Below are 25,818 nucleotides of genomic sequence, written 5' to 3'. Positions count from 1 at the left end.
GCCTGCTTTGCTTTCACTAAAAGCTTTCTTTTGTTTAGGTTCTTTTTTCAATTTTGAGAGTTGAGGATTTTTCTTACTAACTTCTAAGTCATTTTGTCCATTAATCCCGCCATTTTTCAATTTTTACACCCACCTTTATTGTGAAAAAATGGATTAGCCTTCAATAAATGAAGGCTAACCAATTCATGCTAAACCTTATGATTTTAGTTTTTCTTTCATTTCTTTTTCCATGTTTTGCACAGCCTGCTCAACTGTTTCCTGGCCAGCAATCGCCTTAGAAACATGGATCTGGATAATTTCAGAGATTTCTGGGTAGTTAGGAGCAACCGGACGAGACACAGCAGCAGCTAATCCATCCTGGAACCCTTTATCAGCAAAGGTAGGGTTTGCTTTCAAGATTTCTTGATCTTCATAAAGCTTTAAGATAGTAGGTGCATGGCCGCCATAGATCGCGTCAATTTTTTGTCCTTCTGGACCAGCCATAAATTTTAGGAATTCCCAAGCTTCTTTAGGATGCTTAGAATTTTTATTGATACCAGCCATCCAGCCGCCAAGAGCTGCAGCAGATCCTTTGTCGCCTGCAGGAAGCGGAGCTACACCTACATTGCCGGCAATTTTAGACTTTTCTTTATCATTTGCACTGGCATATTCATATGGCCAGTTACGAACAAAAACAGCCTGACCTTCAATATAAGCTTGGTCTGTTTCAGTTTCAGCGAATGTTGTTACGTTGCCTGGAACCACATCAGACTTAGCAATTTCAACTAATTTCTTCAATCCTTTAATGGTTTCCGGGCTGTTTACAGCTACTTCGTTCTTTTCATTGATGAACTGTCCGCCGTAAGCTGATACAAATTCAACAGCATTACAAACTAACCCTTCGTACTGTTTAGCCTGCATAATGTAACCGAATTTTGTTCCGCCCTGGCCGTTTTTAGCTTTTGCCTGTGCAAGAAGGTCATCCCACGTCTTAGGAACTTCATCTTCTTTTACAAGATCTTTTCGATAGAAAAGAAGTCCGGCATCAACGAATTTAGGAAGTGCCCATTGTTTTCCATTAAACTGGGCTGCACCTAATGCTCCCTGGTTGTATTCATTAAGATCTATGCCGTCCTGCTGGATAAAACGGTCAAGCGGCAATACATAGTCAGCCTGCGCAAACTCGGCCGGCCAGATGACGTCCATATCGATCACATCAATTTCTGATGACTTTGCATTGAAGGCAGTTACATAAGCGTCATGCTGCTGTCCTGTATCTGCAGGCATTTCTCTGAATTTAATATCAATATTTTTGTGAGACTTTTCAAAAGCCTCTACCATTTTATCAGTACCTTTAGTTACGTCCTTACCGCGTGCATAGATAAGGGTAACTTTTTCGCCTTTGCCGCCTTCAGTTTTCTTTTCTTTCGTTGTTTCACCGCCGCTGCTGGAGTCACTGCAGGCTGCAAGAGCAAGAGATAAAGTAGCAAAAACGGATAATAGTTTTGTTTTTTTAGATTTTTTCATTGTGGTACCCCCTAATTAAATGAAATTCGGTTTGTAGAATCTCTTACAATTAATTCAAAAGGTAATAAAATCTCATGGTATGATAAGTTTCGTTTATGTAGAATTACCTCTATCATGGTTTCCATAGCCTTAGTCCCCATTTGTTGAATCGGTTGAGCGATAGTTGTTAAACCGGGCTCAACTATACTGGCAATGGGCTGGTCATCAAAACCGACGATTGCCAAATCATCAGGAATGTTAATGTTCTGCTTTTTTGCTTCTATAATCATTCCTGTAGCAACCTGGTCACTGCCTGTAAACACGGCATCGGGCTTATCTGGCAGACGAGATAAATAGTTCAGCGCTTCTCTTCCATCTTCCATGTCATACACATTGCGGATGATCCATTCTTTATTTAATGGAAGGCCGTATTCCTGAAGTGCTTTTCTGAAACCATTCTCTCTTTCTAAAGCAACACTGCTTTTTTTTTCGCCATACGAATAAGCGATTTTTTTGCAGCCCTGCTCTATAAGGTGGCAGGCCGCCTCATAAGCAGCTTCCGTATTATCCATACGGACAGTCGGCACATTAACCAGCTCACTGTATTCATTGCAGAGGACAATCGGGCCGTATTGTGTAAACTCGGCTATTATGTCCCAGTCATTCTCACTTGAAGTTAGGATAAGACCATCTACTTGCTTGGTTTTTAGCAAGCTTAAAAAATTTAATTCTTTTTCTCTGTCGTATCGGGTCTGGCAAACTAGCAATTGCAGGTTATTATCGGTAGCAACTGTATCCATCGCCTCTAAAAGATAAGCAAAAAAAGGATTAGTAAGTACTGGGACTAAAATGGCGATGGTATCCGTTTTTTGGTTGCGCAGCCGCTGGGCAGTTGAGTTAGGAACGTAGTTTAACCTTTCCATCGCTTCAAGAACCAGCCGTTTTTTTTCTTCAGCTACATTCGGATGATTGTTTAAAACCCTTGAAACAGTAGTTCTGGAAAGCCCAGCCAGTTTGGCTACATCTGCAATCGTGGTCAATTGAAATCCCCCTTTTCCCTCCTTCTTTTGTTTTATGCAATCGATTTCAGAAACCGCTTACAACTTAAATTTACTTCACATTGAAATCGATTTCAAGACTTTTCTGAAAAATAATTCTAATTTGCCTATACAAGTAAAATATTTCTCTATTATCCGAGGATTTTCGACAAAAATCAGTACTTTAGAATGGGGATTTGCATAAGTAAGGGCTGTGTGAAGATGATGACCGTTAGGTTGTTTGCGATTTTCTCCCTGGTAGAACATATAACTTAAATAGCGACTCTTTTATCTGTCCTCCTATGAAGTCTAAATGTATTTGTTAGGAGGCTGGGAATCTTTTAAGAGGGTTTTGTGATTTTCAAGAGGGAAGATTTAATTTTCAGAGGATTTTTCGAGATTTTAGAGGTTTTTTTGGTTTTTAAGAGGATTTTGATTTCTCCTTAATTAGCATGCTGCATGCCTGCAATAGCTGCCAGGCCAGGATGACAATACCTATAACGAATGCAGACAATCAGGCAGTTTTGAAATACAAAACTGCCTAACATGGACCTGTTAATAGGTATTATAAATATTTTCACATGTTTCCCCTGTTGGCTGATAAAAGCAGTGCAGCTTAAAACGGCCTACAAGCGGCTGATTATACCAGGTTGACGGGCAGTTTCCCGGCGGCCTGAAATACCACAAAGAGTATTTGGCCGGCCATAGCCGCTCACCCGCTAGTGTCCGGCGAGCAAGGCGCCTCTCCTTTTCTCTGGCCCTTTGATAAAAATAACCTTTTTGGACAGCTTCAAATGCATGTTCCTGATACACCATCTGGGGAACAGTACGAAGTCCTTTAAAATCCGAGCAGTTGGCTCTAATCCGGTTAATCCCTACGTTTCCAACCATCATCATTCCTTGCTGCCCTTCCCCTTCTGCTTCGGCTCTTAGCAATCTTGCTAAGAGATTGAGATCTGCAGTTGTGTGCTGAACTACTGGCATAGCTTCACCTCATTGTGTGTTTACCTACATCATATTGAGTTTGCGCTGCCGATGACACAAACATTTTCTATAATACTTCAACAAGACGTTTGAGCTTTCCACTTATTTTTATAGACATCCCTTAATATTCTGATTGTCAATACAATTAAACACAGCAAAATCACCATACAGATAAAAATAGTAATACCAGGCTTATATTGATAAGCGATGGTTATGTAAAGTGCCAGCAGCGATAATAAAACGAGAAAAATTTCAAAAATCAAAGCGATTACAAAGTAAACCATATAAAGAACCACAATAGAAGAATGATTAACATATTTCAACGTTAAGCCTTCCCAGCTTACATTTTTTAATTGATGAATCCTATGCACTGCATCACCCCGGATACAAACTGTTTATGCCAAAATGATCTGGCTTTATATTTAACAGTATGTTCACTGTACTCTAGTTTTACCGGTCAAGGAAAATTTTTAAGTATGAACAGAACTCGGGTTCTGTAAACCTGATATCAGCCATTGAAAAAACACTTTAAGGACTCCCCTTAGAAAAACTCGGGTGCCCTTATCAGAAAATCAAATTCATATATATCCCTACTTCTTTTTAGTTATTCTTTCGCTGAATATATCTTTATCATTAATTCTGGGCTCAATTCCTTTTGCTATATTCATAATATTTGAGCGATGCAAGAACAGCATAAATGGAATAAATAGCGCAAAAACAAGGGTGTAATCGTTGTTACCTTGAAAAAGAGAGAACAGAAATAAAACAGGGGCAAGGAAAAGTGATCCTGCAGCTACATATTTGGTTAAGGTAATTACAATAAAAAATATTCCGAACGCAATCAAACATAAAATCGGATCTGCAACCAGAAGGACTCCTGCTGTTGTGGCAACAGCCTTTCCTCCCCTAAATCCCGCAAAAATGGGAAAACAGTGACCCAGTACAGCCGCTGCTCCTGTGTATAAAGGATCCAACTGTACATCCAGAATAAAAGGCAATAAAGCTGCGAGCAAGCCCTTCAGTATATCCCCTGCGAGAACAACGGCCCCTGCTTTCTTTCCTAAAAGGCGGATACTGTTGGTTGCACCTAGATTTCCGCTTCCGTGGTCGCGGATATCCGTTCCAAAATAGATTCTGCCAACGAGGAGAGCAAATGGAATTGAACCAAGAAAATAAGCAAAAACCAATAGAACACTTTCCATTTCACCTGTCCTCCATGTTTTTACTTCATACATACACAGTTAGAGCATGTACAATTTGACTATAATTTCATCGGAATTACACTTAATTAATATGTATGCAGGGATACGTACGATTATTTATCTTAATTGCCTAAGTGGAAGTTTAGATTGAATAGAGCAATACGGTAAGGAAATAATTCAGCTTTCATGATTCCTTCCTTATAGCGGATCACTTTCCATAAACAATTAGGATTCTTCGTTTGTTTCAGTCTAAAAGTGGATTAGAATATAGTCCTTTACACGGATGATGAAGGACAAAATGCCTTAAGTCCATAGAGAAAAGGTCCTTCATCCGAATGGTGAAGGACCAGATGCCTTAAATGATTAGAGAAAAGCCCTTCATTAACTGCTCGGTGTTCCTTCTCTGTCCACTTTTGTTCATCTAAAAGCTCAGCCAATGAGCTTCAATGTATAGATATATTGATTGAATCCCATATTCAACTCCCTTTTCATAGATTTGTTGGTTGTTTAAAGAAAGTAAGAAATATTTTACAACGCAAACTATTTTGAAAGTAAATATTTTTTCGTTAATTTCCTTTTTCCGCTCCAAAATTTTACATATACAGTTATAATGATAAATTGGTAGGAGTTTTAAAAAAAAGGGGTTTTATTAATGAACATAATGTCTTTTCACCGAACCATTAAGATTCGTCTATTAGAGTCTTTTTTAGGTTCGATGATCGGAAGCATGATTTTCCCGTTTATGGCAATCTATTTGTCCCATTATTTTGGAACAAAAAATGCTGGGCTTTTACTCCTCATAAACGTTTTTGTCGGGATTATCATCAATTTTTATGGAGGCTATTTTTCTGACCAGTTTGGCCGGAAGAAAATTATTGTTTTTGCAGAAAGTTTACGCTTCCTTGCCTTTTTTACCATCATGATTTCAAATTCACCTTGGTTTCATTCACCTCTGCTGACGTTTTTCATGATGACAGTAAATAGCATATGCTGGGGACTTGCGGGGCCAGCCGGCCAGGCCATGCTGATGGATGTAAGTAAACCCGAAGAAAGAAAAGCTATGTATTCGATTCTTTATTGGGCCAACAATTTATCCATTGCTCTCGGAGGAGTATTAGGAGGATTTTTGTTTAAGAATTATCTTTTTGAACTTCTTATTGCCCTCTCTTGTACTTCTTTGGTAACATGGATGCTCATTACTTTCTTCATCGATGAAAGCTATACTCCTGTTAAGGATGCAGCCGTATCGTTTAAGGGGCAGGCAAAAAAAATGCTCTCTTCATACCGTGAAGTTTTCCATGATCGTGTGTTTATTCTGTTTGTACTCGCCGGACTTTTGGTGCTTTCGATGGAGTTCCAACTTACAAGCTACATAAGTATTCGGCTGGCAAATGAAATGGGAGAACAAAGCCTTTTCGGCTTCAAGTTTGGAGGAGTAGAGATGACAGGCTTCCTGCGGACTGAAAATACAATTCTTGTCGTTCTCCTTGCATTATTTGCCGCAAATTTGGCTGGTAAATGGGAGGACCGGAAAGTTTTACTGTACAGCTGCATAATATTTGTTGCTGGTTATTCGGTTATTTCCTATTCAAATAATATCTGGCTTTTATTTGCGGGTATGCTTATTGCTACTTTTGCTGAAGTAGTAAGAGTGCCTGTACAGCAAAATTATATGGCCTCACTGCCGCCGGAGCATGCACGGAGCTCTTACATGGCAGTATCAGGATTAACCTTCAATATTGCTATGCTGATTTGTTCGTTAACAGTAACCTTAAGTGCCTTCTTATCGAGTTTAGCGATAACTGTATTTATCACAGGTATGGGGGTAATTGGCATCATTTTATTTATTATTATCCTTCCGGAACTAGACGGCCGGACTAAGTCTATATCTGCGGAAATGGCTAAAGAGGCATAATAGTCAAGCTGGGCCCATGCGGTCCAGCTTCAGCTATTTAGCTAATATAACAACTTCCCCTAAAGCATTCAGGGTAATGATCTTATTTGCCATGTCGGTAAATAACCCATTCTCTGCAACTCCAGGAATTCTAAGGATTTGCGTTTCAAGTTCTTTAGGATTTTTAATTTCTTCAAACTTACAATCCAAAATGTAATTCCCATTATCTGTGATAAAAGCAGTGTTGTTGTTTACTCGAAGTTTGGTGTGGCAGCCAAGGCTTTTTAAATGTTTTTCGGTTAGTTCACTGGCAAAAGGAATGACTTCAACTGGAATTTCAACATCCGCTAAATTCGGGACAAATTTACCAGGGTCAGCGACCACAATAAATTGGTCAGCCGCCTCGGCTACTATTTTTTCCCGCAATAAGGCTCCGCCTCCCCCTTTTATAAGGACAAAATCTGGATCGATGGCATCTGCTCCATCAATGCCTAAATCGATCTTATTTATTTCCCCCTTACTGATTAAGGGTATACCTAAGCGTGCCGCTATTTTCTCAGTTTCAACTGAGGTGGGAACTCCTTTGAACACTAACCCCTGTTTCATTCTTTCAGCAAGCTTCATGATTGTATAATAGACTGTCGACCCAGTCCCAAGTCCAACCACCATTCCATCCTTAACAAATTCAGCCGCCTTCTCACCTGCCAACCGCTTGCTTTCCAAAATGGCACCCTCCTTTTTACTTTTGTATTAATCTTCAGGTCTTGGTCCTGCTTCCAGGCCGCTATTTTCAACTGTCTTGATTGGACGTACTGCTAAGTCTCCAGTCACACGCAGCTGGCACGATAAACGCAATTGATCGTCGATCGATTGTTCAAATACCTTAAGTTCTTTTTCGGTCAAATCGCTTAATTCTCCGTCCAATACTTCTACCCTGCATGTTGTGCATTTAGCTTTCCCGCCGCACCGATGAAGAATATGAATACCATTATCCTCCATGGCCAGTACGAGTTTCTTCCCATGTTCTACTTCAAAATCTCCATATCCAAATACAGTTAATCTCGGCATGGCTATCCCTCACTTCTTATAATTCTAGTTATTATAATGTAATTCTTCCCTTTTTAGAGGATATATAAAATAGCTTGTTGGTTATATCCCTTCTCATTTTAAACAAAGCCGTTCCTATATATATAGGAGAGGTCTTCCCTTTTACAGTTGTTAAAGGACTTTTTACTGGCTCCTCACTTGAGTTCGACCTTCATCTCCCGCATGAAGGACTTTTATCTGGCCTCTCACCTGATTTTGGCCATCATCTCCAACATGAAGGACTTTTTCTCGGGCTCCTCACCTGATTTTGGCCTTTATCTCCCGCATGAAGGACTTTTTCTCGGGCTCCTCACCTGATTTTGGCCTTCATCTCCCGCATGAAGGACTTTTCTCGGGCTCCTCACCTGATTTTGGCCTTCATCTCCAGCATGGCCCAGGTGTTAAAAGAACGATACAATCTGGCTCTGACTTGCTCATTTCTTCGCCAACTTTATACATACTGTTTCTTGTTTCCTGCATCCGTTCAGGTTGGCTGCCCATTAACTCGGGAATAATTTCACCGCCATGCGGGACGATACAGGCAAAAACAAATTGATCCATATCTATCCCCCTTTTTTGTATGTAGGTATTTTATTTCGGGGTAATAAATACCTTATCCTCTAAATCGCAAACATTTCATTAGCGATAAGCTTATAAGACTCGATGCGCTCCTCATATGATGGCGTTATCGTCACAATCATGATTTCGTCCGTGTTATATTCGGATGCTATTTTTAAAAGCTTGGTTTTTACCTGTGCCGGATTGCCGTAGACGATCTTATTTTTATAGCCAGCAAATCTGGCTTTTTCCTCAACAGACAAAATATAGCTTTTAGCTTCAGCAGCTGAGGGAATTCCGGGTTCACTCTGTCCAGACTCCTGCTGTATTCTCCAAACAAAATGACATAGAGCGAGATCTTCTGCACGCTCTTCTGTTTCCGCACAAAAAACTGAAACCGTTATGATTACTTCCGGATGTGCGGTCCTTGTATTTTTTTTGAAATTGCTTTGATATTTTTTTACTATTTCAGCTCCGTTCTTGTCACTCATAAATTGGCCAAACACATAGGCTGTTCCATTTTCTGCTGCTAATACAGCACTTTTTTCACTTGTTCCCAATAGCCAGGGCTTTGGAGGGATGACTGGCAAAGGAGCAGCTGTAATTTTTGAATATATAGATTCCAGAGGGAAATCGTTATATAAAAAGTGAATAAGCTCCTTAACCGCTTCAGGCATTTTCCAGACCTTCTCTAAAAAATTACCGGATAAAGCCTCTGCCGCCTCTGCAGATCCACCCGGCGCCCTGCCAATGCCAAGATCGATACGGCCAGGAAAAAGAGTCGCGAGTAGATTAAACGTTTCTGCTACTTTATAAGGCTTATAATGGGGCAGTAAGACCGCACCAGAACCTAAACGAATCTTATTTGTAAGTGCGCCAATGTACCCGAGCATTACCTCTGGTGAGGGGCACGCAAGTCCTTTAAGATCATGGTGTTCAGCAATCCAGTAACGGCTGTATCCTAATTTCTCTCCGATTTGAGCGAGCTTTGCTGATTCCGAAAGAGCCTCCCCTGGAGTTCCTCCTGATAAAATAGGGGCCTGATCTAATATACTTAATCTCATTCAGCTTCCTTCTTTCTGCTCTGTAAGTCTTCCTTCTAGTATATTCTTTATTTCCCTCAAGCTCATCTATCCTGGCATTTTGTTCGAGAAATAAATCTGGATTAAACATGAACTGGCGTATCCACAAATAATGAGCTGAACTCTTTTAATTGTTCGGATTCAATTATCATTGCATTCAAGCCATTTTTCACAGCAGCTCCAAATGCTTCTCTGTCTGGATGTTCAATTCAACTACGCCGTTTACGCAATTTATTGAGCCATTATTTAAAATAATTAAGCCATTTTTCAAAATAATTCTCCTTCAATAATTGTGCCGAAGCTAATTGGTTCTTTTTTCTTACTTCAGGTAATTGAGCCTTAACTCTCCTTAATTGTGCGGAAGTTCATTTTTGTGCCAAGGCTAAGGGAATGCCATTTTTTACTGTAGTCTGCATTGAATCCCTTTATCTTCCCACTATCCTCGGGTAATCAACATTCTAGATTCCATCTCAGAATCATATATAATAAATAGAATTTTATGGGGTGCTTGTCTATACCAATTAAAAACAAACTCATATGATAATGTAGTTCGGTTAGAAACGAGGTGTTAATTTTATGGTTAAATTATTAGATGCTCACATTTCCCAGAACATGAGTATTAGCGGCGGAATCTCCATACCGGTTACAGCGACACCGGCACTCTTTGGGACACTCGGTTTAAGAACAGATGGCGCAGGGCCTAACATTCGGGTTCAATTTACTGCAACAGTTGCTATCAGTTCAGTAGCTGCGATTGCAGTTCCAATTAGAATTTCCATTTTCAGAGGTACAGGACCAAATGCCGTTCTTATTTATTCAGCAACAGAACTGCCAATAGCATTAGGTGCAATCGGGGCTGTTAATCGAAGAATCATTACGGTTACGGGTGCAGACTATCGGCCGCCTAACCCAGGGTCGCTTTTAGTTTATCAAGCGTTTGTTAGTACTGAAGGTGGAGTCGCAATTGCACCTACACGTACGGGGCCTGAAAGTTTTAACGCGGCTGCCTACTCTGACTAATCTTGCCGAATAACAATAACCTTTTGTTGTAGATAGTAAACCAGCCTTGCGATTGATTCCTTAATGCTACTCGATCTTTCCAGCAGCATATCCCCTCCAGAATGATAGTACAGGAGGGGATATGCATTTAAAGAATAAAAATAAATATCAGCACTTATTATTCAAATGTTGGAGGAAGAATATGAATGTTTTATTTGTCTTCTACGTTCCGAGCGGCGGTGTAGAAACTCTAAATCGTCAACGGAGCAAAGCTCTTAAAAAATACAATATTAACAGTCATTTCCTTTACTATGAGAAGCGTAGAGATTTGGTAAATGATCATGGTGGTCCAACCTTTATTACGAATGATAACAAAGAAATAAAAAAGATATTAAAAAAGGGAAATTATAGCGCAATCATTGTAGTTTCTGATTTCCTGGCTTTGCCAAGATTCAGGTCCATGGGTTATAAAGGAAAGATCATTATCGAAATTCAGGGATATGGACCGAAAGAAACAGCGAGAAGAGCGCTGCAAAATGCTATTCCACATGTCACGGCTCATGCTGATGCATTCCTGAATCCCAAAACTCCACACATTGTACAATTAATAAATGAGCTTTACCCTTCTTTTCCTCAATTTAGTTTCAATAATTGCTTTGATACTGCTCAATTTTCTTACCAGCCTGTAACAGCAGCACCTGAACCTATGGTCGCATGGATCGGGAGGATAGAAGATAATAAAAACTGGAAGGAATTCCTTCATATAGGACATCAGCTTATTACCAAGCATAATCCTAATATACAGCTGCACATGTTTGAAGATCCAACCTTGGGTGATCCAAAGGAAAGAATCGAATTTGAACGGCTGCTTACTGAATTAAATGTGAGAAAAAATCTCACTCTGCATGCTAATGTTCCTAATTCTCAAATGGAAGAAATTTTTTCACGCATTGGTGATTCTGGCGGTTTCCTATGTTCAACCTCGAAAGTAGAAGGCGCACCCTACTCCATACTCGAAGCAATGAGCTGCAAATGCCCTATACTAACGACCGATTCGGATGGAGTAAGAAGCTCTATCATCCATAATCAAACAGGAAAATATTATACAATTGGAAATATAGCTGAAGCACTGACAGAGGCAATAGAGTTAATGACTAATCTGCCAATAAGAGAAAAAATCCGCACAAATGCCTTCGAACATGTCATGAACCATTTTAATCCTGATTTATACTCACGTAATTTTATCTCTATGCTGGAAGCTCTTGGAATTCCTTTTAACCCCCAAAACACATAAGCCGGAACATCCTTGTTCCGGCTTTCCCTATCTTATGATAATAAACTTTGTTCTTGAATATATTTTTCTAACTGAGCCTGCTCATCTGGAGAAAGTGAATGGAGTTTTTCTTGATATAGCTTTTTAGCAAATTCATATAGTTCTATATCTAAAGAATTATATTGTTTAATGAGGTTTATTACGTCAGTAGGAATTTCATCGCGGGAGGGGCGGTTCATCGTAATGTTTTCTTTCCGATAAAGAATATCCTTCCAATCAAAGGTCTTTTGCAATAAGAATAATGATTCATTGAACTTTTCTGTAATGCCGACCATAGCAAATTTTTTCAATCTTTCTTTTGCTTTTTCTAAGTCTGGGTTCTCAAGAGAACCACTGATCAGAACAGTCTGTCCATTGTGTGCTTCATCTTCTTTTATAACATATTCCTCTAGGCTCATCGTTTGCAGCCTTTCATAACCCGGATAATCCCTCAAAAAATAATATAAAGAAATCACCCGGTTAACAGGATCGCGCAGCATAGTGAAATAAGTAAAGGATTGTGAAAACTCTTCATGTATGCCATAAGAATAATGACCCGCTACCGCTTTAATTTGCTTCTTTTGTTCTTCAGTTAATTGATCAAGCTTTATAACCTTATATTCCAGTGAATCGTGATCAAAAAATTCAAAGATTTGGTATTGTTTTCTAAAGATTTGGTTTAATGTTGTGCCGCCAGTTTTAGGGATATGCAGAAAAACCGTTAGATCATGATTACTCAATTTACAAAACCTCCATTTAATATTTGATTAATCTGCCACGACGTAAGTTCAGCTCTATATGATCGTTATCTCTTAGACTGTTTAATGAGGTTCATAAGGAGATGCCGATAAGAACCTTCAATAATTGTTATTTCTTTTTGCATTTCAGCTTGATAATGTCGTGTTCCGGAAGCCTCGTGCTGTCTGAATTTTGTCAGAACTTCATCCAAATAGTGTATGTTATATCCCTTCACAATCAAACGGAACCACATTTCATAATCATGTGTATAACGAAAAAAAGGATTGAATGATCCGATCTCAGTAAAAACATCCTTCTTTATGAGGACTGTACAGCCATTAATGGGATTCCCATTCAAGAAGTCTTTTCTTACTTCGTTTGCATTCAAAAACCGTTTTCCATTTATCGCGCTTAGTACCCTATTTTTTTTATCAACGCAATCATAATTAGTAAAACTAACCTCTGCCTGGTGTGAAAGCATAAAGGACATTTGTTTTGATAATTTATCCGTTAGAAAATAATCGTCAGAACTTAACCAAGCAATATATTCTCCGGCTGCTTCTTCAATTCCCATGTTTAACGCTGTAGCGGTTCCTCCATTCTCTTTTCTCAAATAACGTATTTTATCCTTAAATGGGTCTATTTTTTCTGTAAAATCCGTCGATCCATCATCTACAACGATAATCTCTATATGGGAGTATGTTTGATTCAAGGCACTGCTGATTGCCTGATCCACATACCTGCAATTATAAAATGGAATAATTATAGTGACTTTAGGATTCATAATTCCTCCTCCAGATACATGAATGGTTCAAATAGGTTTTTTAAATGATAGCTTTTTAATTTTGTTACCAGTGAATTGATCCTTATATAAACACTACTTTAACTTATGCAAATAGCAGGAGAAATGAAAGGGACAAAAGTGCATACTCCTGCATGAAAGGAAAAAAGGAGTGAAACTTCTTTTTTATTTAGCTCTGTTAAAATTGCCAGATAACTCCAGCAAAGGGCACTTCGCAGGCGATCAGGGCGCGTCCTCTTACGTTTAAGACTGTGGGTCTCCCTTGACCCAATTCTCGCGCAGGAGTTTCGCGCCAGCAGCGAAGATTAACATACAGCCAAAATCAACAATGGACTTTAAAACACGGGCTTCTTCATGTTCCAAAATAGGTAAATAACTATATAGCACTGGAGTTCTGCCTGAATATGAATATAAAGAGAACATACATTTAAAAACTAGGTATGTCCAAAGGAGTAATTAAATGAAAATACTGCTTGCCACGTTCTGGATTGTTCCACACGTAGGAGGAGTTTGGAAATACATGGAGCAATTAAAAGGCAAACTGGAGTCAATGGGGCATTCAGTGGATTTAATGGGCTACGGCGAAGGTCAAAGCTTCGTCCATGTGGTAAATGAACATCGTGAATTCAGGAGAAATAATCTGGATCCAACGATGAGAGCGCAATTAAATGTACTAACCAGACCTTCCCTTAGTCAAGATCCAGTCGTAAAGTTTTATGAACATACACAACGATTTTACGAGTTAGGGATTCAACATTTAGGCCTGGGTCAATATGATGTTATTCATACACAGGATGTTTTTTCCACCGCGTGCATGAATCGTGTAAAACCAGAAGGAACCACTTTAGTGGCTTCCATTCATGGCTGTGCAGCTCATGAACTAAAGCATCATGTAACCCACGTTAATAAGACTCCAACTTCACATTTAGCCTGCCAATATTTCGATGAAACTGAAAATGAGGGCGCAACCGCTGCTGTAACAACGATTGTAGCCAATGAATGGTTAAAGAATATATTTACAAATGAGTTTCATGTTCCTGAAGCTCAAATCAAGATTTTACACTATGGGTATGAAACAGACCTTTTCCTAAAACGGATGAGCGATAATTCAGAAATTGAGCGCCCAATAGACAAGAAAGTCATTATTTATGCAGGGAGACTGGCTGAGCTTAAAGGAGTACATCATCTAATAACCGCCCTAGGCCAGTTGAAAAAAATACGAAATGACTGGGTCTGCTGGATTGTCGGGGACGGAGATAAGGCAGCACAGCTTATTAATCAAAGTAAATCAAGCGGATTGGACCAAGATATCATTTTCTTTGGCAGTCGGGATGATATCCCTTATTTATTGTCTATATCCGATATCTTCGTACTTCCAAGTCTTCTTGAAAACCAGCCTTTAGCTGTAATAGAAGCCCAAATTGCCGGAAAAGCTGTAGTTGTATCCGATGCAGGCGGATTACCTGAAATCGTGGAACACGGAAATACAGGTGTAATTACACCCGCTGGGGATCCATCGAGTTTATGCATGCATATCAATTATCTGCTTACCCATGAAAATTACATGAAAAATCTCGGTATCCGAGCACAGAAATGGGGTCTCGAGCATTGGTCCTTAGATAAAGCCGTTAATCGCATAGTGGAGGTTTATCAATGCGCTATTAAGGAACATAAAATCAGGTTCTCCAAATAAAGAGTAGTTATATCAGTTCACGGTGAGGACATTGTCCCATTTTCCAATCCGTTTAGGTTGCTGCCATATTTCTTTTGAATAGTTACGCATATGATACCAAAAAGCATAGAGGAGCATGAGCTATGAAAGCGATTGTAACTGGGGGTGCTGGATTTATTGGTTCCCATCTCGCCGGCGCACTTATTTCTAATGGTGCGGAGGTTCATGTGATCGATAACTTAATATCAGGCTTTAAGCATAATCTTCCCCGCCAAGCCATCCTTCATCAGGCTGATATTTGCAGTAATGAGGCCAGGATGATAATTCTGCGGGAAAAACCTGATATCATATTCCATCTGGCTGCGCAGGCGGATGTAGGACGCTCGATCAGCGAACCAAAATATGATTCTGAGGTAAATATTAATGGCACCATCAATATACTTGAAGCATGCCGTGACGCTTCTGTCGCGAAACTTGTTTTTGCCTCTACCTCAGGAGTGTACGGCAATTTAGAAAAACCATTATTATCAGAAAAAGATATAACCGTTCCAATATCTTATTATGGGTTGTCAAAATTAACGGCCGAGTCGTATATCCGCTTATTCCACCAGCTATATGGACTCTCCTACACGATCCTTCGGTATGGCAATGTTTATGGGCCCAGACAAACAGCTAAAGGAGAAGGAGGAGTGGTAGCAGTCTTTTTAGAAAAAGTAAGGAATGGCCTGCCTTTAAATATTCACGGTGATGGTGAGCAGACACGTGATTTCATTTATGTAAGGGACGTTGTACAGGCAAATTTAGCGGCCATAGAAAGAGGACATCAAGAAACTATTCAAATAAGTACTTCACAAAGTACCTCTGTGAATCGCTTAGTAAACCTGCTAACTAACATTCACGGATCAAACATTGATTTCTCTCACAGTCCTGCAAGACCCGGAGATATAAAACACAGCTGCCTGGATAATAAAAAAGCACGCATCATACTTCATTGGAATCCAGAAGTTGATATATTACTAGGGTTAAAAGAGACCTATAAATTTAAGCAGGCTTAAATATTACTGAAAAGTGACCGGACCTTAGTTCCGGCATACATACGCACATTTTTTAACGAAATGATCCCTCTGCCCTTTCCTTTTATCCCCTAGCTGCATTTAATAAGATAAGAGATTATTTTACCTCTCTCAAGTACGAAAAGGACAGGCATTTGCTGTCATTTTTTATTTTGCCGTCTTGCAGGTTAATGAAATTTATGGAGATGAGCTTATGAAATTACGAGATTTAAAAGGAAGTTATGATGGTATATTCAGTTTGGGCCATAACTGTCTTGCCGGCATCCAGCTAAGAAAAAATAACTTAAGGCCATTTGCAGGAGTTCTGGATTGGGTAGGATCTCCTTCGCTGCCACATGTAACACTTTTGCTGCAAAATCAATTCGCAGGTTTCTTGGAACAGCCCAATTTACAATTTAGAGGCTATGCTACGGATATGGATTTGCTTGTATCAGACAACATCTATCAAATATATTTCAATCATGATTTTAAAACAGATGTCAATACCCCCACAAATCTAGCCGCTTATCCTGAAGTGAAGGAAAAATATAACCGGCGTATATCACGCTTTAAAGATAAACTGGCTAACGGGCAGCGTCTGCTTTTTATTAGAACACAAGGAACTTTAGAGGAAATTACAGAACTTGAAAAAGTATTGTCCAAGATCGTTAAAAATGATTTTCGGATCCTCGTTGTAAATCATACTAATGTAAAAGGAATAGTCGAAAAAAAGTGGCCTTTACAAAAGGTCTGTGTAGTCGAACTCCCTGATACAGGCTTTGGAACTAATGAAATGTTTCATGTAAATGATGCGCTTTGGAAGACCTTATTAAACGGGATAAGGGTTACTGTTTAGATTCTTTAAAGTAACTGCGCGAATTCAGGTTTTAGGATAACTGATAGTACCCCGGTAACGGATGAATGTTAAAGATTATATAAATCAAGGACAAGCCTTGATGAAACAGGAAAAAGCAGCATACTGTGCTGCTTTTTCCGATTAACTATTTTTTTGCCATTTAGTACAGTCATAGCACTAAATTTTAGGATCTAGATTCCTTGAGAACCCATTTTCCCGTTAATTTCGTAACTAATCTTGATTTCTGCATTTAAGGAATTAGACACTGAGCAATAAGTATCTTTCGATAATTTAATAGCACGGGCTGCCTTTTCTTCCGGCAAATCTCCTTCTAAACTATAGTGAATATGTATATCAGTAAACCGCTTGGGATGTTCTTCTGCTCTTGATCCTTCGATATCGATGGAAAGAGCCGTAAGATTAAGTCTCATTTTCTTTAAGATTGACACTATATCTATTGCTGTACAGCCAGCAACCGCATGTAACAGCAGTTCAGTTGGCCGGGGACCTGTGTTCTCTCCTCCAGCTTCCGCTGCAGCATCCATATGTATTTCATGTCCTGATGGAGTTATACCAGAAAAAGCCATTTTTCCACCCCATTTAACGGTAGTTTTCATCTTCGTTCACCTCCCTGCTGGTTATGTTTCCCAAACCAATTTATTTTTATTATTGGACAAATTCTGCTAGAGCTCAAAATATATCATTCTACTAACACAACTATCGTCTATTGTCTGCTAAGTGGTTACTGATAATAACCGGAAAGTCCTTCTGTTACTGCATCTGCTGCAAGTTCATTAAAGCTCCTGTTCTGTATAACTGACATATCGTCCCTACTGGTAATGAATCCTAATTCAATTAAAACGGCAAGTTTTGGATTTTCTCTTAAAACATAATAATCTCCGAACTTTGCTCCATCGTTCGGGAGACCCAGTTTCCTGCTGAGTGCTCGCTCTAATTCTGCGGCAAGATCCCGGTCACTTCCATTTGTATAATAATATGTACTTATTCCCCGTGCACCAGGATTAGTAAAGGCATTAAAATGAATGCTTATAAAAACATCCGCAGAGTGTCTGCTGCTGAAGCTGACCCTCCCAGCTGGAGTAAGAAATTCATCTCCATTTCTTGTCATCATGACTTGAGCTCCTGCCTGCTTTAATGACAAGGCAATAGCTTGTGAGGCTCTCAGAGTAAAATCCTTTTCTTGAAGACCGTTAAAAGATAAGGCACCGGGATCTGATCCTCCATGTCCTGCATCTATAATAAACGTTCTTCCACTCAAACTCTTTACAGGTGAAGATGGTTTATCAGCAAATGAAGATGTTGTATATGTACTTGATATCCAGACCTTATTGCCGCCTGTCAGCTGAATCTGTACCCATCCATTCGTACGATTTAGTTCCTGGTAGGCCTTTCCAGCCTCTGCTGTGCCCACTACGGAGTAACCCGTTCCAGGTCCCGTCCTAAGCCGTACGCCGGTCTCTTTTACAGTCACATTATGGCTCGTACTCTTACGTACGTGTTTTGTCTCCTGACCTTCTGTTTGGTAAATGAACTGAGACGCAATCCATCCGGACTTTCCATTATAAGTTACTTTTACCCATCCATGCTGTTCTTCGGTTACACTAATTTGGGTCCGGTTTGGAATTGAACCAACCACTTCAGAATGAATATCCGGGTTACTCCTGATATTTAATGATGTAGCCCCTACCTTAAAGAATTCCTGTTTCTCTGCGTAAGCCTTTACGTGATTCTGTCCGAGTAAGGCCAGTAGAAGTAAGGCTGTTACGAGCAGCTGTTTCGTCATAATATCCTCTTTCCGGAAGCTATTCCAAAAATATTGAGTTCTATTAATGGTAGCAACTTAGAAAGCTCAAGGGGTACTAATAACCTGGCAAAATACTAAAAATAATCAAAGAGCACTAGCCAAGAAAGAGAAGCTAGGGTAATTTGAAGCAGGCAGCGGGGCATTAGAGAGTATGAAAACAGGAGAATGTTCCTTTATTTAAAAAGACTCAATTAAAGATATTGTGTGGGCCTTGTAATAAAAGCATCTGGTAACTAGAATCGCTGTGATACCAACAACCCCTAAAAACACCGGATCTATAATATTTATAGATGTCCCACGACAGTTTAGTTATATGGAATCGATGGTCGATTAACGACTCCACCAAAAATAATTAACCTCCCTAAATTAAAGCAATACACCAAAAATTTTCAGTTCACATAAATAATATCCACCCGTAAAATATCAGCAGGGAGTCTTCATTTGTAGGTTTTTTGATATAATCCTGGTGACAAATTTTTTAAATGATAGAGATAAAAAGTAATATTTTTTATCGTTTTTGCCCATGTAAAAGCTTTTTTTTGGCTAGTAGAGAGTTTAATTGTTAAATAAACAGCTAACCATGTCTTTTGAAGCATCTTTGAAGCTTCCACCAGTTAGTTATGCTTCACTTCTTGAGATTTATGCTTAAGTTTCGGAGTTTTATGATTATATTCCATTGTTCTATGTTTAAATTTCATAGTTTATTCTTAAGAATATTGTTTTGTGCTTCAGTTTCATAGCAAATACTTATGTTGAGAGTATTAAACCATGTATAAGTTTTATGCGGTTGTACCTGGATTTTCATAATTTTACTTAAGTATCTTAACTTTGCACAACTTCGTATAGTAGAATTCTTTAAAAATAGTGTCCGGCTGTATCTCGGCCCAGCCCACACCAAAATAATCACCCCCACTTACTGTATAGCTGTTCTATTTCCTCTTTATGGCTGATCCCGTATTCCTTTGGAGTTTCTAATACAAATAAAACGTCCTTAAGCAGCGGTGAATGAATCAGCTCTTCAAATTGCTCTTCGTTTATATGCCCTGCATTAAATATATTGGCGTGCCTGTCCTTTCCCTGTCCCATCCCATATTTAGAGTTATTAAGGTGAACGGCTGATAATTCTTTAAAATAGTCGAGCTCCTTGCCTTTTTTAGAAAGCTCTTTCCAGTTATCACCTGTCCAGAGGCCGCTGGCAAAAGCATGGCATGTATCAAGACAGAAACCGATTTTCTGCGGCTCGCCACATAAATTCCTTACCTGGACTAATTCCTCTAGAGTGGTTCCAATAGTACCTGGAATACCAGCATTATTTTCAAGCAGAATTTTACAAGTTCCTTCCCACCCGGAAGTTACAGAGTTCAAAACTTCTATCATTAATTGATAGCTTTCTAATGGGCTGGCTGGATTAATCTGGCTTCCAAAATGGACCACCACTCCAACAGAACCGCAGGCATCTGCTATTTCTAAATCATTTAATAAAGATTCTACAACAGCATCTTTTTTATCATCGGATGGAGTAATGCTTGTTGGATAGGGCGTATGGGCAATGGAAAGAATCGAATGGCTCAGGCAGAATTCTTTGCAGGCTTCGGCATCTCCCCGGTCGAAATCTTTGACTGAAAGACTTCTAGGATTCTTCAGGAAGTATTGATAGGCCTGTGCCTGGATGGAATGGGCGTGCTTAGCCGCAGCTAAATATCCCTCTCTGATACTTACATGGCAGCCAAATCGCATATAAACCACCCGATCTTTTTTTATATTTGGCAGTGTGTACAATAAAAAGTTTTTCTTGAAGAGATCATTTCTTTTCTAATAGATGTACCGCACCTGACACAAGGTTCCCCTTCTCTGTCATACACCTTGCACTTTTCATCGTATCCGCCAGTCAATTCGTCCCCAGCATAAAGCGGATTTTCCATATACCCCCCGAATCTGACCGCTTCTCTCAAAACTAGAGAGATCGCTTCATAAAGAGCAGTCCGTTCAGCCGGGCTCAGGGAGCTTATGTCCCTCATGGGAAGTAACTTCGCTTGGAAACAGATTTCGTCAGAATAACAATTCCCAATCCCCGATAAAAAATGCTGGTCAATAAGTTTAGTTTTAATTCTTCCACGCTTGTTTTGCAGCAGTTCTATGAAGAATTCCAGGGTAAATTGGGGAGTTAACGGTTCTGGACCCAGGTCTGATAGCTCGGCGGCAGCGGTTTCCTTATCAAAAAGATGTAAATAACCAAGCCTTAAGCCAAAAAAATACAGATTGTTTGCACCAAAATTCAAAGTGATCTGGACGGTTCTTTTCGGCCTGTCCTCTTCTTTCCCAAAAAACATCCAGCCGCCAAGCATTAAATGAAGGACCAATATACAGCCGTTAGATAAAATAAAAACTAAATACTTGGCTCGTCTTTCTACCTTGATCACTGTCTGACATTTAACTTTAGAAATAAAATCGCCGGGTGCAATATTGATCGACTTGATCCGGCCGATTTCTGCATCTAAAATAACCTGCCCTGCTATTTTTTGGTTGAGAAGAGTTTTATACGTTTCCATCTCTGGAAGCTCCGGCATGCTGATTCCTCTCTTTTTTACCGATTTATTTTCTTAGAAAACAGCCAGAAAAGCTCATGCCATCAGGGAGACTTACTGGCTGAAAGGACTTTTATTTAATTGGATTAGGTTCATACACGGCTTCTGCATCATTTGGCTCAAGCTCAAGCTCCTCAATAGCAAGTGCTCGAGAATGTGTAGTATGACTCCATTCTCTTTGATTTTTTTTCAAAAGTCCCAGGATCGTGACCGGAATCCAAGATAAACCAAACAGATACGAAACAAAGAACCAGTGTAATTTGTTCCCCTTTTTTTCAAGAATCATGGCTAGAATAGGCAATGATAAGTAGGCTGCAATAAAACAGCCATAAATCCAGCCATCGAGTAAAATTGATTTATCAATTACATCTCCAAGGAATTCATCTGCTTTATAAACTCCTGTATAAGAAAGCACTCCAGAAATGAGCAAAATCAAGGCAAGTATAGACCGAGACGGCATAATTAGATAAATAGCCGAATCAATAAGCATAATTTTCCGCTTCTTAAAGCCTTCTATTATTAAGGGAAACGCATATCTTGTCATGCAGTCAAAATGTCCCTGCATCCAGCGGATTCTCTGTCTGAATGACTGGATAAAGCCCAAAGGTTTTTCATCATACAATTTTGCATCATGTGCCCAGGCAACCCGCTTCCCTGTTTTCAGAATATAGCGCTGTGTAAATTCAAGATCCTCTGTTAAGGAGGTAGCTCCCCATCCAATACCTTTAAGTACTTTTGTAGTAACGGTTACACCAGTCCCACCTAACTGGGCAGTTAAACCTAAATGCTCTCTGACGAGCTGATAAATTCGATTGGTCGACCAATAAGCAAAGGAATAGGATTTAGTTACCCACGAATCCTCAGGATTTTTAGAATCAAGATATCCCTGCACAACGTCAAAGCCATCTAAAAGTTTAGAGTTTATTATCTGGAGAAAGTCCTTGCTCACAAGGTTATCCGCATCAAACATGACCACCGCATCATAAGAAGTCCCTTTGTCTTCAAGCTCCCATAATCTTTCGAACGTCCATTCGAGTCCGTAGCCTTTCCCTTTTTTATCAGGTTCATGCCTTTCCATCGCCGTAACTCCGGTGTTCCTTACGGCCTCAGCTGTTCCATCACTGCAATTATCACAGATCACGTAAACATCATACAGATTGTCTGGGTAGTTAAGATTTTTTAGATTCTCGCAAATTTGAGTGATTACTTTTTCTTCGTTATGTGCAGCAACTAAGACAGCAAATCTATTCGCAGGGCTTTTCAATTCTGTTTTTTTAAACTTCCTTAAACCTGCATAGCTCATAATCGTCTGGTACCCTACGAAAAATAGCGACACAGCTTGAACGGCACATAAAAAAATATAGATTCCCAGTTCAAAAGCTCCGGTCCATCCCTGCGTAAATACTCCATAGCCGAAAGTTACAGCCAGGCATATGAACAAAAGAAAAATAAACATACCCTCTCACCTCTATACTGCTGATTTTGGACTTCACTCTCTTTTTCTAGGCTCTCCAAAGATGGCAGTTTTTAACCAGCATTAATTTTCATGGGGATGAACTGATAGTTTTTTTATATTGTTGGCAAGAATGCTTATATACTAAAAGATTGGCAGGAATTTATAGTGGATAAAAAGAAGGCCGTTTCGCCTTTAGGCGTCTTTATTTTTTTAACATTAATTTTGAAATCGGTTTATGTAAAAATGTCCATACTGGATGGACTTAATACTTCAGGCATTCTGGCTGAGATTTCTATATTAGGAATACTGATACTTTTACTTTCTTTCACAATGAATAAATGGCAGATAATTTCCCTATTGCTGCTAAATCTTGTCTATACGGCCCTGTGCCTGACATCTTTGCTTTTCTATGATTATTACAACACTATATTTACTTACAAATCCATGAGCGAAATAGATCAAGTAGGAACAATAAAAGATAGCATTTTCGCTCTCTTTAATAAGGAATATCTGATTCTTTTTGCTGATTTTATTCTGCTGATGTTTATACCCATGGCTAAAAAACGGATTGCAAGATTTACGATGTCTCTTAGCAATAGAACAGCGGCGTTTTTAGCTGCTGCTGCCTCCATTTTTATTTTCCTGGGTATTTCCAAATCGGCTCAATCAGTAAATGAGATTAGTAAATATGATCAAGTCGGATTGTTAGGCTATCAATTTTTAGAAGCGGGAGTTGAGATCCAGTCACATTTTGTATCAGAGCAGAAGATCAGCGCTGAAACTTTGGAAAAAAGGCGAAGGTCAAATCTTAATGGACCGTTAGAGCTTTACGGCATGGCCCGTGGAAAAAATATAATAATCGTGCAGCTTGAATCGGTGCAGGACTTCCTAATCAATCTGAAAATCGATGGAAAACCTATAACTCCTAATCTTAATAAACTGGCCGAAAGCTCGCTTTACTTCCCAAATGTCTATACCCAAGTGGGAAAAGGCAATACATCGGATGCTGAATTTATAACAAACACATCCCTATATGCTCTTGGTGATATTCCCATGTCTTCTGCCGTTGAAGGTAAGACAGTGCCAAGTCTGCCCAGGGCTCTGGGAAAACTAGGGTATCATTCAGCTACATTTCATGCAAATGGTGCTTCCTTTTGGAACCGGAAGAACATGTATAAGTCGCTGGGCTTCGACGATTACTATGATAAACAATATTTTGGGACAAGCGACATTATTTCTTACGGCGTATCTGATGAGGTGATGTATCAGAAAACAGCCGAAAAACTTGCTGAGTTCCATGAGAAAGATAAGAAATTCTACGCTGATGTTATCGCCTTATCCAGTCATTTTCCATACCATCTTCCAGCAGATAAAAAGAAATTTGCTATTCAGCTGCCCACCCGGTACAATCAGTCATTTATCGGATCATACATCGAAGCCGTCAGTTATGCGGACTATGCGTTTGGAAAATTTGTAAGCGAGTTGAAAAAATGGGGGTTATACGATGATACGCTCCTTATTGTTTACGGAGATCATCAAGGAGTTCAGACAAAGAGTTCTAAAGATTCAGAACTTCTGCAGGAAATTTTCGGGAGAGAATATCAAAATCCACTAGATCACCTAAACATACCTCTCATCATAAAAATCCCAGGAGTTACTGAGGGAAAGACGATAGAAACAACTGGCGGTTTAGTGGATATTTATCCAACCGCTGCAAATATATTAGGGCTGGATATAAAAAAACAAATGATATTCGGGACTGATTTAGTAAACACAAAAATGAACACGATTGGAATCCGTTTTTATACCCCCACTGGTACCTATATCACAGATTCCTTTCATTTTTCACCCGGCAAAACTCAGGATGAAGGCCGGGTAACCTCTTTAAAGACAAGAAAGACAGTACCTGCAAGTCCAGATTCCTTAAACAGGATGAACCAAATGCTGAAGTATATGAAACAATCGGATCGTTATGTAGAATCTCTTAAGTAAAATAAAAGACGAAAAAGCCTCTGATGCAATTACATCAGGGGCTTTTTCGCCTTTTATCATTTCTTTTAAACACATAGACTCTGTCCGCTATATTTTTCAGTATCATTGAAAAGGCTGCCGCCAAAATATTAAACGGCTGCGGCAGTGGCGTTCTTGATTAATTCCTGGAATGCTTCTCTAATTTCAACTGTAAAGCTTCCCGCTGAACCGTTTCCAACAGGTTTTCCATCAATGCTTGTTATAGGAACCACTTCAGCTGTAGTAGAAGACATAAACACTTCATCCGCTTGAAGAAGAGTTTCCTTTGAAAATGCCTGCTCTTTATATGCCCAGCCTTTAGACTTGAACAATTCAAGCAATTTAGTCCTGGTGATTCCATTCAAGATAAGGTTTCCTGCCGGGTGTGTATAGATGGTTCTATCTTTGATGATAAAAATGTTAGAGGAAGTTCCTTCGGTAATATTTCCGTCTCGGACTAATATTCCCTCAAACGCTCCAGATTCATGGGCTTTTTGTTTAATCATTATATTATAAAGAAGGTTAAGGCTTTTGATATCACACCGAAGCCAGCGCAGATCTTCGGCAGTAATGGCAGCAACTCCTTCCTTTTGTTCTTTGTCCGGGCGTTTTGACGGCACTGGATAAGCGACCAGCTCAGGAGTTAAATTCACTTCATATTGATGCTTTCTTGGTGCTACTCCTCTTGACATTTGTACATAAATCCCGCCGTCATTCAGCCCGTTTTCTTTAATCAGAAGGATCAGCTTTTGCTTAAGTTCTTCTAATGAAAGATGTGGAGTTATCCCAATCTCTTTTGAACTGCGATAAAAACGTGCAAGATGTTCGTCAAGTGTGTAAGGAACTCCTTCATATACACGGATGACTTCATAAACTCCATCCCCAAACTGATAGCCTCTGTCTTCAATATCAACTTTTACTTCTTGGCGGTCTTGCAGCTCATTATTAATCAGAACTTTCATTTTTAAATCCCCCGTCTTAGTCAATTTGTTCTCTTATTTACTTCCTTAATATTAATTGTCATTCTCCTTATGAGAAAAAATAAAACTTGCATCCATTTTACCTTTTTTTATAAAACTCTCCAACCAATATATTTAATTTTCTGTAAATAGGGTATAAATTGGACTGGAAGTCCAGTACTTTTTCCATTAGCTTTGTTACACTTGTCTGTTGATTTCCGCTA

General features: G+C 39.3%; 23 protein-coding genes. 7 read left to right on the top strand and 16 right to left on the bottom strand.

Annotated elements, in window-relative coordinates; translation table 11 throughout:
* Nucleotides 1-195: 195 nt before the first annotated feature.
* The 4 genes from JOC77_RS03195 to plsY all read right to left on the bottom strand — a co-directional run bounded on the left by JOC77_RS03195 (nt 196) and on the right by plsY (nt 4,708).
* On the bottom strand, nt 196-1,506 hold the full coding sequence (locus tag JOC77_RS03195) for an ABC transporter substrate-binding protein (RefSeq protein ID WP_204538489.1): 1,311 nt from the start codon (nt 1,504-1,506) through the stop codon (nt 196-198).
* Between the two features lie 11 nt (nt 1,507-1,517).
* Nucleotides 1,518-2,525 (bottom strand): LacI family DNA-binding transcriptional regulator, encoded by a 1,008-nt coding sequence (locus JOC77_RS03190; protein ID WP_239558564.1) that lies wholly within the window; start codon nt 2,523-2,525, stop codon nt 1,518-1,520.
* Nucleotides 2,526-3,077: 552 nt separating this feature from the next.
* Entirely contained in the window at nt 3,078-3,506 is a 429-nt protein-coding gene (locus JOC77_RS03185) for a cell wall hydrolase (protein WP_204538486.1), read from the bottom strand.
* A 590-nt stretch (nt 3,507-4,096) separates the two neighbouring features.
* Complete coding sequence (gene plsY / locus JOC77_RS03180) at nt 4,097-4,708, bottom strand: glycerol-3-phosphate 1-O-acyltransferase PlsY (protein ID WP_204538484.1); 612 nt, start codon at nt 4,706-4,708, stop codon at nt 4,097-4,099.
* Between the two features lie 652 nt (nt 4,709-5,360).
* Between plsY and JOC77_RS03175 the strand changes: the two genes are divergently transcribed.
* Entirely contained in the window at nt 5,361-6,623 is a 1,263-nt protein-coding gene (locus JOC77_RS03175; protein WP_204538481.1) for an MDR family MFS transporter, read from the top strand.
* Between the two features lie 33 nt (nt 6,624-6,656).
* On the opposite strand, the gene rpiA is transcribed toward JOC77_RS03175, so the two are convergent.
* The 4 genes from rpiA to JOC77_RS03155 all read right to left on the bottom strand — a co-directional run bounded on the left by rpiA (nt 6,657) and on the right by JOC77_RS03155 (nt 9,310).
* Nucleotides 6,657-7,325, bottom strand: coding sequence for a ribose-5-phosphate isomerase RpiA (gene rpiA, locus JOC77_RS03170; protein ID WP_204538478.1), 669 nt, complete (start codon nt 7,323-7,325; stop codon nt 6,657-6,659).
* A 27-nt stretch (nt 7,326-7,352) separates the two neighbouring features.
* Nucleotides 7,353-7,670 carry a 2Fe-2S iron-sulfur cluster-binding protein gene (locus tag JOC77_RS03165; protein WP_204538475.1) on the bottom strand — a complete coding sequence of 106 codons (318 nt, stop codon included), beginning with the start codon at nt 7,668-7,670 and terminating at the stop codon, nt 7,353-7,355.
* A gap of 396 nt (nt 7,671-8,066) precedes the next feature.
* Nucleotides 8,067-8,249 carry a class III extradiol ring-cleavage dioxygenase family protein gene (locus JOC77_RS03160; protein WP_204538473.1) on the bottom strand — a complete coding sequence of 61 codons (183 nt, stop codon included), beginning with the start codon at nt 8,247-8,249 and terminating at the stop codon, nt 8,067-8,069.
* A gap of 59 nt (nt 8,250-8,308) precedes the next feature.
* Nucleotides 8,309-9,310 carry an LLM class flavin-dependent oxidoreductase gene (locus tag JOC77_RS03155; protein WP_204538470.1) on the bottom strand — a complete coding sequence of 334 codons (1,002 nt, stop codon included), beginning with the start codon at nt 9,308-9,310 and terminating at the stop codon, nt 8,309-8,311.
* Between the two features lie 594 nt (nt 9,311-9,904).
* Between JOC77_RS03155 and JOC77_RS03150 the strand changes: the two genes are divergently transcribed.
* Complete coding sequence (locus JOC77_RS03150) at nt 9,905-10,348, top strand: hypothetical protein (RefSeq protein WP_204538467.1); 444 nt, start codon at nt 9,905-9,907, stop codon at nt 10,346-10,348.
* Nucleotides 10,349-10,529: 181 nt separating this feature from the next.
* Entirely contained in the window at nt 10,530-11,621 is a 1,092-nt protein-coding gene (locus tag JOC77_RS03145; protein ID WP_204538465.1) for a glycosyltransferase family 4 protein, read from the top strand.
* A 32-nt stretch (nt 11,622-11,653) separates the two neighbouring features.
* Here the strand turns inward: JOC77_RS03145 and JOC77_RS03140 are convergent, their stop codons facing one another.
* Entirely contained in the window at nt 11,654-12,379 is a 726-nt protein-coding gene (locus tag JOC77_RS03140) for a sulfotransferase family 2 domain-containing protein (protein ID WP_204538462.1), read from the bottom strand.
* 65 nt (nt 12,380-12,444) lie between these two features.
* Nucleotides 12,445-13,161 carry a glycosyltransferase gene (locus JOC77_RS03135; protein WP_204538459.1) on the bottom strand — a complete coding sequence of 239 codons (717 nt, stop codon included), beginning with the start codon at nt 13,159-13,161 and terminating at the stop codon, nt 12,445-12,447.
* Nucleotides 13,162-13,639: 478 nt separating this feature from the next.
* On the opposite strand from JOC77_RS03135, the gene JOC77_RS03130 reads away from it, so the two are divergent.
* The 3 genes from JOC77_RS03130 to JOC77_RS03120 all read left to right on the top strand — a co-directional run bounded on the left by JOC77_RS03130 (nt 13,640) and on the right by JOC77_RS03120 (nt 16,759).
* Nucleotides 13,640-14,872 (top strand): glycosyltransferase family 4 protein, encoded by a 1,233-nt coding sequence (locus JOC77_RS03130; protein WP_204538456.1) that lies wholly within the window; start codon nt 13,640-13,642, stop codon nt 14,870-14,872.
* Between the two features lie 122 nt (nt 14,873-14,994).
* Entirely contained in the window at nt 14,995-15,906 is a 912-nt protein-coding gene (locus JOC77_RS03125; RefSeq protein WP_204538453.1) for an NAD-dependent epimerase/dehydratase family protein, read from the top strand.
* A gap of 211 nt (nt 15,907-16,117) precedes the next feature.
* Nucleotides 16,118-16,759: a DUF1796 family putative cysteine peptidase gene (locus JOC77_RS03120; RefSeq protein ID WP_204538450.1), complete on the top strand. Its 642-nt coding sequence runs from the start codon at nt 16,118-16,120 to the stop codon at nt 16,757-16,759.
* 191 nt (nt 16,760-16,950) lie between these two features.
* On the opposite strand, the gene JOC77_RS03115 is transcribed toward JOC77_RS03120, so the two are convergent.
* The 5 genes from JOC77_RS03115 to JOC77_RS03095 all read right to left on the bottom strand — a co-directional run bounded on the left by JOC77_RS03115 (nt 16,951) and on the right by JOC77_RS03095 (nt 22,625).
* Nucleotides 16,951-17,376 (bottom strand): OsmC family protein, encoded by a 426-nt coding sequence (locus JOC77_RS03115; protein WP_204538447.1) that lies wholly within the window; start codon nt 17,374-17,376, stop codon nt 16,951-16,953.
* 125 nt (nt 17,377-17,501) lie between these two features.
* On the bottom strand, nt 17,502-18,563 hold the full coding sequence (locus JOC77_RS03110; RefSeq protein WP_204538444.1) for an N-acetylmuramoyl-L-alanine amidase family protein: 1,062 nt from the start codon (nt 18,561-18,563) through the stop codon (nt 17,502-17,504).
* Between the two features lie 924 nt (nt 18,564-19,487).
* Nucleotides 19,488-20,321, bottom strand: a complete 834-nt coding sequence (locus JOC77_RS03105; RefSeq protein WP_204538441.1) for a deoxyribonuclease IV — start codon at nt 20,319-20,321, stop codon at nt 19,488-19,490.
* Nucleotides 20,322-20,341: 20 nt separating this feature from the next.
* The gene (locus JOC77_RS03100; protein ID WP_204538438.1) at nt 20,342-21,151 is read right to left on the bottom strand and encodes an Fpg/Nei family DNA glycosylase; all 810 of its coding nucleotides are present in this window, start codon (nt 21,149-21,151) and stop codon (nt 20,342-20,344) included.
* 91 nt (nt 21,152-21,242) lie between these two features.
* Entirely contained in the window at nt 21,243-22,625 is a 1,383-nt protein-coding gene (locus tag JOC77_RS03095) for a glycosyltransferase family 2 protein (RefSeq protein ID WP_204538435.1), read from the bottom strand.
* A gap of 165 nt (nt 22,626-22,790) precedes the next feature.
* Between JOC77_RS03095 and JOC77_RS21695 the strand changes: the two genes are divergently transcribed.
* A complete protein-coding gene (locus JOC77_RS21695; protein ID WP_204538432.1) occupies nt 22,791-24,617 on the top strand; it encodes a sulfatase-like hydrolase/transferase in 1,827 nt (608 codons plus the stop codon).
* Between the two features lie 128 nt (nt 24,618-24,745).
* Here JOC77_RS21695 and dat read toward each other — a convergent pair whose 3' ends face one another.
* Nucleotides 24,746-25,597, bottom strand: a complete 852-nt coding sequence (gene dat, locus JOC77_RS03085; protein WP_204538429.1) for a D-amino-acid transaminase — start codon at nt 25,595-25,597, stop codon at nt 24,746-24,748.
* Nucleotides 25,598-25,818: the final 221 nt, after the last annotated feature.

It is taken from the genome of Peribacillus deserti, from assembly GCF_016909175.1.
GTDB classification, from domain to species: Bacteria; Bacillota; Bacilli; order Bacillales; family DSM-1321; genus Paraperibacillus; species Paraperibacillus deserti.
This window is presented reverse-complemented; position numbering and strand designations above follow the sequence as displayed.

Coding starts and splice junctions, on each gene's coding strand:
- JOC77_RS03195 (WP_204538489.1), bottom strand. CDS start 1,506: ATGAAAAAATCTAAAAAAACAAAACTATTATCCGTTTTTGCTACTTTA.
- JOC77_RS03175 (WP_204538481.1), top strand. CDS start 5,361: ATGAACATAATGTCTTTTCACCGAACCATTAAGATTCGTCTATTAGAG.
- JOC77_RS03145 (WP_204538465.1), top strand. CDS start 10,530: ATGAATGTTTTATTTGTCTTCTACGTTCCGAGCGGCGGTGTAGAAACT.
- JOC77_RS03185 (WP_204538486.1), bottom strand. CDS start 3,506: ATGCCAGTAGTTCAGCACACAACTGCAGATCTCAATCTCTTAGCAAGA.
- dat (WP_204538429.1), bottom strand. CDS start 25,597: ATGAAAGTTCTGATTAATAATGAGCTGCAAGACCGCCAAGAAGTAAAA.
- JOC77_RS03155 (WP_204538470.1), bottom strand. CDS start 9,310: ATGAGATTAAGTATATTAGATCAGGCCCCTATTTTATCAGGAGGAACT.
- JOC77_RS03100 (WP_204538438.1), bottom strand. CDS start 21,151: ATGCCGGAGCTTCCAGAGATGGAAACGTATAAAACTCTTCTCAACCAA.
- JOC77_RS03095 (WP_204538435.1), bottom strand. CDS start 22,625: ATGTTTATTTTTCTTTTGTTCATATGCCTGGCTGTAACTTTCGGCTAT.
- JOC77_RS03135 (WP_204538459.1), bottom strand. CDS start 13,161: ATGAATCCTAAAGTCACTATAATTATTCCATTTTATAATTGCAGGTAT.
- JOC77_RS03130 (WP_204538456.1), top strand. CDS start 13,640: ATGAAAATACTGCTTGCCACGTTCTGGATTGTTCCACACGTAGGAGGA.
- JOC77_RS03115 (WP_204538447.1), bottom strand. CDS start 17,376: ATGAAAACTACCGTTAAATGGGGTGGAAAAATGGCTTTTTCTGGTATA.
- JOC77_RS03120 (WP_204538450.1), top strand. CDS start 16,118: ATGAAATTACGAGATTTAAAAGGAAGTTATGATGGTATATTCAGTTTG.
- JOC77_RS03160 (WP_204538473.1), bottom strand. CDS start 8,249: ATGGATCAATTTGTTTTTGCCTGTATCGTCCCGCATGGCGGTGAAATT.
- JOC77_RS03150 (WP_204538467.1), top strand. CDS start 9,905: ATGGTTAAATTATTAGATGCTCACATTTCCCAGAACATGAGTATTAGC.
- JOC77_RS03105 (WP_204538441.1), bottom strand. CDS start 20,321: ATGCGATTTGGCTGCCATGTAAGTATCAGAGAGGGATATTTAGCTGCG.
- plsY (WP_204538484.1), bottom strand. CDS start 4,708: ATGGAAAGTGTTCTATTGGTTTTTGCTTATTTTCTTGGTTCAATTCCA.
- JOC77_RS03110 (WP_204538444.1), bottom strand. CDS start 18,563: ATGACGAAACAGCTGCTCGTAACAGCCTTACTTCTACTGGCCTTACTC.
- JOC77_RS03125 (WP_204538453.1), top strand. CDS start 14,995: ATGAAAGCGATTGTAACTGGGGGTGCTGGATTTATTGGTTCCCATCTC.
- JOC77_RS03165 (WP_204538475.1), bottom strand. CDS start 7,670: ATGCCGAGATTAACTGTATTTGGATATGGAGATTTTGAAGTAGAACAT.